This window comes from Nonomuraea jiangxiensis (assembly GCF_900099965.1).
Taxonomy (GTDB): Bacteria; Actinomycetota; Actinomycetes; order Streptosporangiales; family Streptosporangiaceae; genus Nonomuraea; species Nonomuraea jiangxiensis.
This window is the reverse complement of sequence record NZ_FNDJ01000018.1, coordinates 141,113-154,670: the sequence shown is the minus strand read 5'-3', so window position 1 is coordinate 154,670 and position 13,558 is coordinate 141,113. Positions and strand designations below refer to the sequence as shown.

Below are 13,558 nucleotides of genomic sequence, written 5' to 3'. Positions count from 1 at the left end.
TGCGACCAGGCTGATGCCGGCGACCCGGCCTCTTGCCAGTGCCGATGTCGGGAGTCCCGGTCCCTCGTCAGGGCTGATGTCCGGCGTTCCGGTCTCTCGTCAGGCTGATGTCCGGCGTCCCCGTCCCTCGTCAGGCCAGCACTCCTTGGTCGCGCAGCTTGTCCGTGACCTCCGCCGGCAGCCCCCACCCCGAAAGGTCGGCCAGCCGGGTGGCCGGCGAGAGGTCCTGCTCCGGCACGCCGACCAGGCGCGGCGCGGGCACCGGCTGGGTGACCTCGCCGACCCGGACGAAGCTGCCGCGGGCGGCGTTGTGCGGGTGCTCGGGGGCCTCGGCCATCGACAGCACGGGCGAGACGCACGCGTCCGACCCCTCGAAGATCGCCTCCCACTCGGCCCGCGTCCGGCTCCTGAACTCCTCCGCCAGCCGGGCCTTCAGCGCCGGCCACTGGGCCCGGTCGTGCCGGTCGGGCAGGTCGGTCAGCCCCATCAGGGTCACCATGGCCTCCCAGAACTGCGGCTCCAGCGACCCCACCGCCACGTACTGGCCGTCGGCGGTCTCGTACGTGTCGTACTGCGGCGCCCCGGTGTCCAGCAGGTTGGTCCCCCGGGCGCCCCAGTGACCGCCCTGCACGGCCTGGTAGAACATCGAGAACAGGATCGCCGCCCCGTCCACCATGGCCGCGTCGACCACCCGCCCCCGCCCGGTCCGCTCCCGCTCGAACAGGGCCAGCAGCACCCCGTAGGCGAGCATGAGCCCGCCGCCGGCGAAGTCGCCCAGGATGTTGATCGGCGGCGTCGGCTGCTCGCCGGCCCGGCCGAGCATCGACAGCACGCCGGAGATCGCGATGTAGTCGATGTCGTGCCCGGCCGTGGACGCCAGCGGCCCGTCCTGCCCCCAACCGGTCATGCGGCCGTAGACCAGCCGCTCGTTCACCGCGTGCAGGTCGTCGGGCCCGATGCCGAGCCGTTCCGCCACACCCGGCCGGAACACCTCGATCACCACGTCGGCGTGCCGGGCCAGCTCCTTGAGCGCCGCCACGCCCTCGGGCGCCTTCAGGTCCAGCCCGATCGTGCGCTTGCCGCGGTTCATGACGTCGGTCCTGGGCCGGTCGGAGACCGCCTTGACGCGGTCGATCCGCAGCACCTCGGCACCGTGGTCGGCCAGCATCATCCCGGCGAACGGCCCGGGGGCGAGCCCCGCGAGCTCCAGCACGCGCACCCCGGCCAGCGGCCCCTTGCGAACTTCAGGCATCTCCACAGTAGAACAACATTCGGTGATCTATCGCAAGCCGACGTCCGGACTTCCGGCGAAGCCGTGGGAGGTATGGGAAACTTGCCTGCTGTGTTCGGGTGGTCAACAGGGGTAGGACATCGTGTCGGACAGTAACCGCCTTGTCGCGGGGCGCTACCAGTTACTCCGCGAACTGGGTCGCGGGGGAATGGGCGTGGTCTGGGAAGGCGGCGACACGCTGCTCAACCGGCAGGTCGCCATCAAAGAGGTGCTGCTGCCCGACGGGCTGCCGCCCGGCGACCGCGAACGCCAGCTCATGCGCACCGCCCGCGAGGCCCGTATGGCCGCCAAGCTGAACCACCCGTCCGTCGTCGCGGTCTACGACGTGGTCGAGGAGGACGGCCGGCCGTGGATCGTCATGGAGCTGCTGCGCCACCCCTCGCTGGAGGAGGTCGTCCTGACCTCGGGCGCGCTGCCGGTGCGCGAGGCGGCCGACGTGGGCCGGCAGGTGCTGTCCGCCCTGAGGGCCGCCCACGAGGCCGGGATCCTGCACCGGGACGTCAAGCCGAGCAACATCCTGCTCTCCGACGACGGCCGGGCCGTGCTCACCGACTTCGGCATCGCCCAGGCCGAGGGCGACCCATCGCTTACGCAGACCGGCATGGTCACCGGCTCGCCGAGCTTCCTGGCGCCCGAACGGGTCCGCGCCGCCGACGCCGGACCCGCCTCCGACCTGTGGTCGCTGGGCGCCACGCTGTACGCGTGCATGGTCGGGCGCTCCCCGTTCGAGCGGGGCGACCCCATGGCCACGCTCAACGCGCTGCTCAGCGAGGAGCCCGACTACCGCAGGATCCCGCCGATCATGCATCCGGCGCTGCGTGGCCTGCTCCGCAAGGAGCCGGAGGACCGGGTGAGCGCCGAGGAGGCCGACCGGTTGCTCTCGGACATAATCGCGACCAAGCCCGCGTACGAGGACCGGGACGTGCCCGAGAGGAAGCCGGGCGGCGGCCGTGGCCGGGCCGTGCTGGCCGCGGGCGCGGCGGCCGTGCTGGTGCTCGCGGGCGGCGCGGTGGCGTACTTCCGGCTCGCGACGCCCGCCGAGGGCACCCCGCGGGCCGCCCCGCTGCCCGCCGCCGCGACCAGCCCGTTCACGACGCCCCCCGCGGCGACCCCGACTGTCACGGCCACACCGACGTCCACGCCGAGCGCGACCAGGGCCGCCCCGGTCGTACGCGCGTGGACGTCGCGGGACGGCTGGACGATCATGCGGCCCACCGGCTGGCGGGGCGCGCTGGAGGAGGCCTACACCGAGTGGACCCGCAGGGACGGCAACGCTCACCTCGGGGTCGAGGCCGTCTACGCCAAGCTCGACCCGCACCAGATCCTGCGCGACTCGGAGGAGACCTTCAAGGCGAACGCCCAGAACGTCGTCAGCCGTGGCCGCAGGACCGTCAGGCACCAGGGCGCCACGGCCGTGGAGTGGGAGTTCTCCTGGACCGCGGGCACGGCCGGCGACGCCCCATGGGCCAGGCCGGGCAGGCGCTACCACGAGATACGGCGGGTGCTGGTGAACGGCAACACCGCCTACGTCGTGTCGTGGACGGTCACCGAGGGTCAGTGGATGCGCAACAGACCACTGATGCGGAAGGTGATCGGCAGCTTTACTGTGGGTGCATGAGTCCCTGGAACCTGCTCGCGCTGCCTCCGCTGCCCGAGGGGCTGATGCGTCGCCTGCTCGACCCGCTCGGCGACCGGGTGCGGGTCAGCGTGCCCGCGACGCGCGACCGGGCCGCGCTGCTCGCGGCGCTGCCGGAGGCGGAGATCGTGCTCGGCGACTGGACGGGCACGCTCGTGCTGGACGCCGCGGCGGTGCGCGCCGCGCCCCGGCTGGCGTTCGTCCAGCAGCCCTCCGTGGGCGTGGACGGCCACGACCTGGACGCCCTGGCCGCCGCGGGGGTCCCGCTGGCCAACACGCCCGGGGTCAGCTCCGTCGCGGTCGCGGAGTGGTGCCTGGCCGCCGCGATGGCCCTGCTGCGCAAGCTCGGTGAGGCGGACGCCGCCGTCCGCGCCGGTGAGTGGCCCCAGCAGCAACTGCAGCCCCGCGAGCTGGCGGGCCGGCGGGTGGGCGTCGTCGGCTACGGCGCGATCGGCGCCGGTTGCGTGGACATGTTCCGCGCGCTGGGCTGCCAGGTGACCTACTGGACCCGCACGCCCCGCGCCGAACCCGCCTTCGAGGATCTCGACACGCTCCTGGCGGCGAGTGACGTCGTGATCGTGGTGATCGCGCTGTCCGACGAGACCCGCGCCCTCGTCGATCCCCGCCGGATGAAGGAGGGCGCCCTGCTCGTGAACGCGGCCAGGGGCGGCGTCGTGGACCAGGAGGCGCTGGTGACGGCGCTGCGCGAGGGGCACCTGGGCGGGGCCGCGCTGGACGTCTTCGACGTCGAGCCGCTGCCCGCCGGAGACCCGCTGCGCGAGCTCCCGAACGTCCTGCTGTCCCCGCACGTCGCGGGCGTCACGTCGGAGTCGACGAGCCGCCTGCTCGCCATCACACTGAGCAATCTGGCCGCCGCGGTGGAAGGACGCGAGGTGGAGGGCGTGCTGAACGGCGTGCCACCGGTGATCACCAGGAAGTTTGCTGATTAGCCTCCCGGATAGCCGTTTCACCTGGCACTATGAACAGTTTTCGTGTCTTTAACGACCCCGGTCTGTTCCGGGTCCGCTGTGGGAGATAACGTCTTACGGACGATCTCTACCAGCTCAAGGGGGTGCTTCTGTGACGACGACGATGTCGACACACCGACGGGCAGTAGAGCAGATCAGGCAGTCGTACGCCGAGATCCCTGGCGGGGCGGCGCCCCGGCTGGCCAAGTCCACGTCCAACCTGTTCAGGTTCCGTGACGGGGGCAGGACCGCCAAGCTCTCGGCCCGCGATCTCGACGAGGTCATCAGCGTCGACCCGGAGACCATGACGGCCGAGGTCCAGGGCATGACCACATACGAGCACCTGGTGGACGCCACGCTGGCGCACGGGCTCATGCCGTATGTGGTGCCGCAGCTCAAGACCATCACGCTGGGCGGGGCCGTGACGGGGCTCGGCATCGAGTCCAGCAGCTTCAGGGACGGCCTGCCACATGAGTCGGTCGAAGAGCTGGAGATCCTCACCGGTGACGGGCGCATCATCGTGGCCCGCGACGACAACGAGCACCGCGAGTTGTTCCGGACCTTCCCCAACTCCTACGGCACCCTCGGCTACGCGCTGCGCATCCGGATCAAGCTGCGCAAGGTGCAGCCGTACGTGCACCTCACGCACCTCAAGTTCACCGACGCCGCCAAGTGCATGCTGGCCATGGCGGAGATCTGCGACAGCATGGTCCACGAAGGCGAGAACGTCGACTTCGTGGACGGCGTCTTCTTCCAGCCGGGCGAGATGTACATCACGGTCGGCCGCTTCGCCGAACGCGCCCCGTACGTGTCCGACTACACCGGGATGCGGATCTACTACCAGTCGATCCGGCAGCGCAACCGCGACTGGCTCACCATCCGCGACTACCTGTGGCGCTGGGACACCGACTGGTTCTGGTGCTCACGCGCCTTCGGCGTGCAGCAGCCGGTGGTCCGCTCGCTCATGCCGCGCCGCTGGATGCGCTCCGACGTCTACCGCCGCCTGGTCGCGCTCGACCGGAAACACGGTGTGACCGCGCGCATCGACCGCTGGCGCGACCGGCCCGTGCAGGAGTCGGTCATCCAGGACGTGGAGACCCCGATCGAGCGGGGATCGGAGTTCCTGGAGTTCTTCAACGACAAGGTGGGCATGACACCGGTGTGGATGTGCCCGCTGCGCGCCGGATCCCGCTGGCCGATCTATCCGCTGGAGCCGGGCAGGCTCTATGTCAACTTCGGGTTCTGGGGTATGGTCCCGCTGCCGCGGGGACAGTTCGACGGCTACTACAACCGGCTCATCGAGAACGCGGTGCACGATCTCGACGGCCACAAGTCGCTCTACTCGACTTCCTTCTACGCCCGTGAACAGTTCTGGCGGCTGTACAACGGCGATGCCTACTGGCCGGTCAAGCGGGAATACGACCCGAATGGGCGCCTGCTGGACCTGTACGAAAAGTGTGTGCGGGGAAGGTGAGAGCAGATGGCTCTGGCAACCATCTTTGAAAAGATTGTCGGCCCGGACGCGAACGTCGCGTTCATGGCCTATGACGGCAGCAAAGCCGGGCCGGACGGGGCCGACCTCGCCATCGAGGTCAAGTCCCCGATAGCGGTCGCGTATTTGGCCCACGCTCCGGGGGAGTTGGGGTTGGCCAGGGCGTACATCTCCGGCCACATCGATGTGCACGGCGACCTGTACGCGCTGCTGGACCGGATGTGGAACATCACCACGAACGACCTGACCACGTCCGAGAAGATCGCCGCCGTGCGGTCGCTGGGGGTCAAGCCGCTGCTGATGCGCGTGCCGCCGCCCCCGCAGGAGATGCGGCAGAGCGCCCTGGCCAAGCTGGGCTCCCGGCACGCCAAGCAGCGTGACGCCGAGGCCATCCACCACCACTACGACGTGTCCAACCGGTTCTACCGGTGGGTGCTGGGGCCGTCGATGGCCTACACGTGCGCGGTGTTCCCGTCGCAGGACGCGACGCTGGAGGAGGCGCAATACGCCAAGTTCGACCTGGTGGCCCGCAAGCTGGACCTGAAGCCCGGGATGCGCCTGCTGGACGTGGGCTGCGGCTGGGGCGGCATGGTCATGCACGCCGCCAAGCACTACGGCGTCAAGGCGCTCGGCGTGACCCTGAGCAAGCAGCAGGCCGAATGGGCCCAGCAGGCCATCATCGACGCCGGCCTGCAGGACCTGGCTGAAGTCCGCTTCATGGACTACCGGGACGTCCAGGAGACCGGGTTCGACGCGGTCAGCTCGATCGGCCTGACCGAGCACATCGGCAAGGCCAACGTCCCGTCCTACTTCGAGTTCCTCTACGGCAAGCTCAGGCCGGGCGGCCGCCTCCTCAACCACTGCATCACCCGGCCGACCGGGAAGGAGAAGACGTTCAACAAGGGCGGCTTCATCAACCGGTACGTCTTCCCCGACGGCGAGATCGAGTCCGTGGGCTGGCTGGTCAGGCAGATGGAGGACCTCGGCTTCGAGATCCGCCACGAGGAGAACCTGCGGGAGCACTACGCCAAGACCCTGCGCCACTGGTGCGACAACCTGGACGCCAACTGGGAGGACGCGGTCCAGGAGGTGGGCATGGGCACGGCTCGGGTGTGGGCCCTCTATATGGCGGGCTGCATCGTGGGCTTCGAACGCAACAAGGTCCAGCTCCACCAGGTCCTGGCCGTGAAACTCGACCACGAAGGCCGCTCCGGCGTCTCCCTGCGCCCGGCCCTCGACTGGCCCTGACCTTCGTCCGACCCTACGTTCGGTCCGGGGGCGGACGGTGACGCCCCCGGACCGCCCCCTTACTTCTCGTCCTGCGCCCCGACGGTCGCCGCGTGCTTGCCGCGGCTGATGGGACTCTCCTCCTGAGAGGCCGCTTCCTGGCCCTCCGGTGGCTGCTCCTTGGGACTACGGGGCTTCTCGTGCCTGCCCACGTGCGCTCCTTTGCCTCTACTTACAGCTTAGAGTGACGTTATTGCTACACGGCGTATCCAGGCAAGCCATTAACTACCCGGTACGGCCCATCGGCCCCGGTCAGGCGTCGATCAGCGGGCCAGGTCGCGCAGGGTGCCGCTGAGGCCGTGCCAGCTCTCCTCGGCATCCGGGGTGCGCCCGTGCGGGGCGCGGAACCACGCCACGAACTCCGCCACGTCGTCCAGCGCCCACCGCAGCCGGTAGAGAGCCAGGGCGTCGGGGTCGGGGGTGTGGCCGGTGGCCTCGGCGTACCGGTCGAGGTCCGCGGGGCCGGCGGCGACCAGCCACAGGTCGCGTTCGGGCACCGCCATCCCCACCGTGTCCCAGTCGACCAGCAGCAGCCGTTGGCCCGCCCGCAGCAGGTTGCCCGGATGCGGCTCGCCGTGCGTCACGACCGGCTCGCCCGTCCTGCTCACCTTGTCCACCAGCTCGTCGAACTCCCGCAGCCTGTCCCGCAGCGTCCCGGCGTACTCGGAGAGCAGCTCCCTGGCGGGCTCGGCGAACGGCCCGCCCAGCCAGGGCCCGGCCGAGTCCTGAAGGTCCCGTTCCAGGGCGGCCCGCCTGGAGAGCTCCAGCGGGCGCGGCGGAGCCGAGTACGGGGGCGGCGTCGCGTGCAGCCGCGCCAGCAGGTCGATGATCGCGCCACGGGCCTCCGGCGGCTGTTCCTCGCCGAACCGCCCGGCGGCCCCTGGCTCGAACGGGAAGACGCTCATGGCGTACCGGTGGCGGTCGAGCCGCAGCAGCGTCGCGCCGTCGGACGTGCGCAGCGGGGCCACGACGAAGTCCAGCCCCGCCTCCTCGCGCAGCGCCGCTGCCGTGTCCATGGCCGAGCGCAGCCCGTCGAACGGCTTGTGCCGTACGTCGGCCACGGTGACGAACCACCGCCGCCCACCCCGGTCACCCGCGACCCAGTGATAGTCGCCGAACCCGACCCGCGCGTAGTCGAGCGTGACGGCGTCGATCTGCCACGCGCCGAGCGCGGGCCGCAGCAGCCCCTCGTCGAACCCCTCCGGTCGATCTTGCATGAGATCACGCTATCGGCCCGCCACGCCCGCCTTCATCCCGATTGACCGAGGATGCCGGTCACGCCCCGCTCGCCTTCCCGGCGGCGCCGAGGTAGGCGGTCGTGGCCGGCCGGTTACCGGAGCTCGCGCTTGAGGATCTTGCCCGTCGCCGTCATCGGCAGGGAGTCGCGGAACTCCACCATGCGCGGATATTTGTAGGCCGCCATGTTGTTCCTGGCCCAGGCGATCAGCTCCTCCTCCGTGATCGCGGAGCCGGGCGTCCTGATGACGTAGGCCTTGATCTCCTCGCCGTGCGACTCGTGCGCCACGCCCACCACGGCCGCCAGCGAGACGGCCTCGTGGGTCATGAGGACCTCCTCCAGCTCGCGCGGATAGACGTTGAACCCGCCCCGGATGATCATGTCCTTGGCCCGGTCGACGATGGAGTAGTAACCGTCACCGTCGCGGGTCCCGATGTCGCCCGTACGGAACCAGCCGTCGCGCATGACCTCGTCGGTCGCCTCGGGCCGGCCGTAGTAGCCCTTCATGATGTTGTGGCCGCGGATCGCGATCTCGCCGGGCCCCTCGCCCTCCACGGTCTTCCAGTCGCCGTCGATCAGCTTCATCTCCACGCCCCAGATCGGGGTGCCGACCGTGCCCGGTTTGGCGGGACGGCCGGGCTGGTTGAAGCTGGCCACCGGCGAGGTCTCCGACAGTCCGTACCCCTCCAGGATGCCGATCCCGAACGTCGTCTCGAAGTCCTTGAGCACCTCCACCGGCGACGACGCCCCGCCCGCGACGGCCACCCGCAGGGAGCGTGGCACCTCCACGCCCTCCGCGTGGATCGTGGTGAGCATGGCCCAGTACATCGTGGGCACCCCGGCGAAGAACGTCACGTTCTCGGAGAGCATGAGCGAGAGCGCCTGGGCCGGATCGAAACGTGGCATCAGGACGACGCTCGCGCCCCGCAGGAAGCCGGTGTTCATGACGACGGTCTGGCCGAAGGAGTGGAAGAGCGGCAGCACCGCCAGGTAGGTGTCGCCCCCGTCGGTGCTGGGGAACATCCGGTCGCTGATCAGGGCGTTCGTCAGCATGTTCTGGTGGCTGAGCTCGGCCCCCTTGGGCTGGCCGGTGGTGCCCGAGGTGTAGAGGATCACCGCGGTGTCGTCGGGCGCGGTCTGCACGGTCTCGAACTGGCTCGCCATCCCGCCGAGCGCCGCCCAGATCGACTCGCCGTACTCCGACTCGGTGGCCAGCGGGGTGGCGGGGAGCACGAAGAAGTGCTCGCAGCCCGGCGCCGCCTCGAACCCCGCCCTGCCGCGCTCGCCCAGCGGCAGCTCCGGCGTGCCCTCGAAGCAGAACAGCGCCTTGGCGTCGCTGTCGTCGAGGTGGTAGGCGATCTCCCGCGACTGCAGCAGCACGTTGAGCGGCACCACGGTCGCCCCGGCCTTGAGGATGCCGAAGTAGACGAACGGGAAGTACGGCAGGTTCGGGCACGCCAGCGCCACCTTGTCACCCCTGCCGATCCCGCGAGCCACCAGCAGGTTGGCCACCTGATTGGCTACAGTGTCGATCATGGAGTACGGCAGCCGCATGTCACCGAAGACGATGGCGGTGCCGTCGGGGGTGTTCCTGGCGCTGTCCTCCAGGACGATCGACAGATTGAGCATGACGCCTTCCTCCTCTGTGCCGACTTGGGCGCCATCCTCGCAGGCTCGCCATACCGACTGGTAGGTAGGCAAGGTTACAAGTGGATATGGACGCCCCCTCCGGCCTGGAGTAAGCAAGTACCAAGTCACTCACCCCTTGGAGGGGTCATGCAGTACGACTACGTGATCGTCGGGGCGGGATCCGCGGGGTGTGTACTGGCCAACAGGCTCTCGGCCGATCCGAGCGTCTCGGTGGCCCTGGTGGAGGCGGGCGGGCAGGACGACAAGCTGGAGATCCGCATGCCCGCGGGCTTCGCCAAGCTCTTCAAGACCGACTACGACTGGAACTACACCACCGCCAAACAGGGCGAGATGTCCGGCCGTGAGCTCTACTGGCCCCGCGGGCGCGTGCTCGGCGGCTCGTCCTCGCTGAACGCCCAGATGTGGGTCCGCGGCTGCCGGCTCGACTACGACCAGTGGGGCGTCCCCGGCTGGACGTACGAGGACGTGCTGCCGTACTTCACCAGGGCGGAGAACCGCGTCGGCAGCAACCACGGCGGCGTCTACGGCACCTCGGGCCCGCTGTACATCTCCGAGCTGCGCAGCCCCAACGTCACCACCGCCGCCTTCCTCAGGGCGTGCGAGGAGCTCGGCTTCGAGCGGCTCGGCGAGCTGAACGGCCCCTCCAACGAGGGTTACAGCCCCACCCCGGTCACGCAGAACCGCGGGCGCAGATGGAGCTCCGCCGACGCCTACCTGCGCCCGGCCAGGTCGCGGCCCAACCTCAAGGTGATCACCGGGACGACCGTGGACCGGGTGACGTTCGAGGGCAGGCGCGCCACGGGGATCGAACACGGCGGCGGCGCCCAGGTCAGGGCCAGACGCGAGGTCATCCTGGCCGCCGGGACGATCGGGTCGCCCTACCTGCTCATGCGGTCCGGCGTGGGCGAGCCCGGAGAGCTGCGCGACGCCGGGGTGCCGATCGTGCACGAGCTGCCCGAGGTCGGCAAGAACCTTCAGGACCACCTCTCGTCGGGAGTGTTCGTCGAGTGCAGGCAGCCGGTGACGCTGACCGGGGCCCAGTCGATCGGCAACCTGCTGCGCTACATCGTCCTGCGCTCCGGCATGCTCACCACCAACGTGGGCGAGGCGGTGGCGTTCATCAGGACCTCGGCGGAGGAGCCCGCGCCCGACGTCGAGCTGATCTTCGCGCCGGGGCCGTTCATCGACCACGGGCTCACCCCGCCGACCAGCCACGGGCTCACCGTCGGGGTCGTGCTGCTGCAGCCGGAGAGCCGCGGCCGGATCGGGCTCAACGGCCGGGACGTGCTCGTCGACCCCGGCTACCTGGCCGCGGAGGGCGACGTCAAGCGGCTGGTCGCGGGGCTGAAGACGGCCAAGCAGGTGTTCGCGACCGCGGCGATGAAGCCGTACGCGGGCGGGCCGATGGCACCCTACTGGGCGCCGGAGAGCGACGAGGAGCTCGCCCAGTGGGTACGCGAGCGCGGCGAGACCCTCTATCACCCGGTCGGCACATGCCGCATGGGCGTCGACGACGACTCGGTCGTGGATCCGTCACTGCGGGTCCGCGGGGTCGAAGGGCTCAGGGTGGTGGACGCGTCGATCATGCCGACGCTCAACCGCGGCCACACCCACGCCCCCGCCGTCATGATCGGCGAGAAGGGGGCCGACCTGATCCGGCAGGGCACCTGAGACCGGCGACGCCTCGGATCACTCCGGCCGTATTGTGATACCTCCGGGCGGAGGCTAGTGCTAGGTTTCGCAGTCATGGAGATCAGGACTATCCACGCCAATGGGGTGGAGTTCGCGTATCTGACGGTGGGTGAGGGACCACTGGCGCTGTGCCTGCACGGTTTTCCCGACACCGCGCACACCTGGCGGTACCTGATGCCCGCGCTGGCCGAGCGCGGCTACCGCGCGGTCGCGCCGTTCATGCGTGGCTACGCGCCCACCGAGGTCCCCGCCGACGGCGCGTACGAGGCCGCCGCGCTCGTCGCCGACGTCCGAGCCCTGCACGAGGAGCTCGGCGGCGACGCCGACGCGGTCGTCATCGGCCACGACTGGGGCGCCTTCCCCGTCTACCACCTGGCCGGCCGTTTCCGGCGGGCCGTGGCGCTCGCGGTGCCGCCGCCGGGTGCGGTCGCCACCGTCTTCCAGGAGTACGAGCAGCTCAAGCGCTCGTTCTACGTGTTCCTGTTCCAGACGGCCCTGGCCGAGCAGGCCGCCGCCCGGCCCGGCTTCCTGGAGAACCTCTGGCGCGACTGGTCACCCGGCTACGACGCGAGCGAGGACCTGCAGTTCGTACGGCGCAGCCTCGGCGCGCCCGCCAACCTGAGCGCGGCCATCGGCTACTACCGGGCGATGCTCGGCACCACCCCTCCCTCCGACCGCTACCCGGCCGTCGAGCCCGGCGTCACCGGCCCGGTCCTGTACCTGCACGGCGCCCAGGACGGCGCCCTCGGTGCGGACCTGGCCAAGGACGCGCAGAGTCACCTGCCGGCCGGCTCCCGGGCCGATCTGGTGGCGGGCGCCGGCCACTTCCTCCACCTCGAACGGCCCAGGGAGGTCAACAACCTCATCCTCGACTGGCTCGGCTCCACGTCGGCGGAGTCGACCCAGCTCGTCAGGCGGCCCGGCTCCTGAGGGCCGCGCCGCAGCCCGTCAGCGGCCCCGGCTCCTGAGGACCGCGATCAGCGGGTGCCGGCCCGACAGGCTCACCCGTACCGCCTCCTCCACCGCGAACCCGCTCGGGACCTCGTCGTGGAGCAGCGCCACGGCCAGCCCGTCGGCGGCCAGCACGCGCCGTACCTCCCGCCACAGCAGGTCACCGTCCCCGGCGAGCGTGCCCCGGGGCGCGACCTGGCGACCCCAGGGCGGGTTCACCAGCACGCGGTCGACCCCGCCGGCGGGCACGGGGATCCGGCCGGCGTCCGCCACCGCCCACCTGAAGCGCGAGCGACGAGCCGCTCCCGGAGGCGACGCCGCAGCGGCGTTGGCAGTGACGTTGGCAGTGACGTCTTCGGCGGCAGCGGCGGTGGCGTCGAGGGCGGCGTTGGCGGTGGCGGCTCGGAGGGCGGCCGGATCGTGGTCGAAGCCCAGTAACCGCAGGCCGTCCGGCGCATGCGACCGGGTCAGCGCGTGGGCCTCGATCAGGGTGGTGCCCGCCCCGCAGCACGGGTCGAGCACCGTTCCTGCCCCGTCGAGCCGGGCCAGCTCCGCCATCGCGGCGGCCACTGGCGGATGCAGCGTGCCCCGGACCGAGGCCAGCTTGTACGGCCGCCGGTGCAGCGGCCGGTCGGCCGCCCGCAACGCGATGACCGCCCGCTCGTCCTCGATCGTGACCCGCCACGACATGGCCCCCGGCGGTGGCCGCAGCCCGTCCCGCCTGGAGTGGTAGGCCAGCCGCAGCGATCGCGCCAGCTCGGTCCCGACCGCGTCCTCGACCTCGAACCTCGTGTAGTTGCGCCGCCCGACGAACGACGCCGACACCTCCAGCCCATCGGCGGCCGGTGCCGGCCCCGCGGGACTCGCGGACCGGACGAAGCCGCTCGTGTCCAGTGCCCGGGCGGCCCCGGCCAGGCGGCGCAGCGCCGAGCGGTCGTGCCCGATCCCGTCCACCACGGCGACGGCGAGCAGCACGTCGTCCGCCATGCGCAGGCCCAGCGGATCGGCCCCGGGCGCGGGCTCGAACCACACCTCGCGGCGGCGCACCCCGCGCACCACGCCGAGCCCGGACTTTCGAATCTCCCCGGCCACGAGGGCCTCGATGCCGCGCACCACTCTGGCCACGGCGAAACTGTGCACGGCAGGCCGCGACCAGCGGCCCACCGTAGGTTGCGGAATCCGCACCTACAAATCCTTCTTCCCAGGTAGCGACCCGGGACGGCGGCCGTCAGCCGTCCCGCATCACCGGCGGTGGGTCGTCCGCGACCCGCCGGCGGATCGCTACCGTCGGAAGAAGAACGTCATGGCCCCCACCCTATTGCCAATCCGGGCCTTGCGGGGACGGGTTTTCCGT

At 70.8% G+C, this 13,558-nt stretch carries 11 protein-coding genes; 6 read left to right on the top strand and 5 right to left on the bottom strand.

All coding sequences use genetic code 11. The features are described from left to right. Nucleotides 1-130: 130 nt before the first annotated feature. On the bottom strand, nucleotides 131-1,252 hold the full coding sequence (locus BLS95_RS34775) for a CaiB/BaiF CoA transferase family protein (protein ID WP_090941434.1): 1,122 nt from the start codon (nucleotides 1,250-1,252) through the stop codon (nucleotides 131-133). 121 nt (nucleotides 1,253-1,373) lie between these two features. Here BLS95_RS34775 and BLS95_RS34770 point away from each other — a divergent pair, with 121 nt between their 5' ends. The 4 genes from BLS95_RS34770 (at nucleotide 1,374) to BLS95_RS34755 (ending at nucleotide 6,635) form a co-directional block, all read left to right on the top strand. Continuing rightward, nucleotides 1,374-2,909 carry a serine/threonine-protein kinase gene (locus tag BLS95_RS34770; RefSeq protein ID WP_143043985.1) on the top strand — a complete coding sequence of 512 codons (1,536 nt, stop codon included), beginning with the start codon at nucleotides 1,374-1,376 and terminating at the stop codon, nucleotides 2,907-2,909. Continuing rightward, nucleotides 2,906-3,877, top strand: a complete 972-nt coding sequence (locus BLS95_RS34765; protein ID WP_090941428.1) for a 2-hydroxyacid dehydrogenase — start codon at nucleotides 2,906-2,908, stop codon at nucleotides 3,875-3,877. The genes BLS95_RS34770 and BLS95_RS34765 overlap by 4 nt, the downstream gene beginning before the upstream one ends. Before the next feature lie 142 nt (nucleotides 3,878-4,019). Continuing rightward, on the top strand, nucleotides 4,020-5,369 hold the full coding sequence (locus BLS95_RS34760; protein WP_090941425.1) for an FAD-binding oxidoreductase: 1,350 nt from the start codon (nucleotides 4,020-4,022) through the stop codon (nucleotides 5,367-5,369). Nucleotides 5,370-5,375: 6 nt separating this feature from the next. Next, a complete protein-coding gene (locus BLS95_RS34755; RefSeq protein ID WP_090941422.1) occupies nucleotides 5,376-6,635 on the top strand; it encodes an SAM-dependent methyltransferase in 1,260 nt (419 codons plus the stop codon). Between the two features lie 59 nt (nucleotides 6,636-6,694). Here the strand turns inward: BLS95_RS34755 and BLS95_RS59205 are convergent, their stop codons facing one another. From BLS95_RS59205 to BLS95_RS34745, 3 genes are all read right to left on the bottom strand, one after another. Further along, entirely contained in the window at nucleotides 6,695-6,826 is a 132-nt protein-coding gene (locus BLS95_RS59205; RefSeq protein ID WP_281250063.1) for a hypothetical protein, read from the bottom strand. Nucleotides 6,827-6,937: 111 nt separating this feature from the next. Then, a complete protein-coding gene (locus tag BLS95_RS34750; protein ID WP_090941419.1) occupies nucleotides 6,938-7,891 on the bottom strand; it encodes a phosphotransferase enzyme family protein in 954 nt (317 codons plus the stop codon). Nucleotides 7,892-8,004: 113 nt separating this feature from the next. Further along, complete coding sequence (locus BLS95_RS34745; protein ID WP_090941416.1) at nucleotides 8,005-9,540, bottom strand: long-chain-fatty-acid--CoA ligase; 1,536 nt, start codon at nucleotides 9,538-9,540, stop codon at nucleotides 8,005-8,007. 147 nt (nucleotides 9,541-9,687) lie between these two features. Between BLS95_RS34745 and BLS95_RS34740 the strand changes: the two genes are divergently transcribed. Both BLS95_RS34740 and BLS95_RS34735 read left to right on the top strand, forming a co-directional pair. Beyond that, nucleotides 9,688-11,232, top strand: a complete 1,545-nt coding sequence (locus BLS95_RS34740) for a GMC family oxidoreductase (protein WP_090941413.1) — start codon at nucleotides 9,688-9,690, stop codon at nucleotides 11,230-11,232. 75 nt (nucleotides 11,233-11,307) lie between these two features. Further along, nucleotides 11,308-12,183, top strand: coding sequence for an alpha/beta fold hydrolase (locus BLS95_RS34735; protein ID WP_090941411.1), 876 nt, complete (start codon nucleotides 11,308-11,310; stop codon nucleotides 12,181-12,183). 18 nt (nucleotides 12,184-12,201) lie between these two features. On the opposite strand, the gene BLS95_RS34730 is transcribed toward BLS95_RS34735, so the two are convergent. Beyond that, nucleotides 12,202-13,329, bottom strand: coding sequence for a TRM11 family SAM-dependent methyltransferase (locus BLS95_RS34730; protein ID WP_090941591.1), 1,128 nt, complete (start codon nucleotides 13,327-13,329; stop codon nucleotides 12,202-12,204). Nucleotides 13,330-13,558 lie beyond the last annotated feature (229 nt).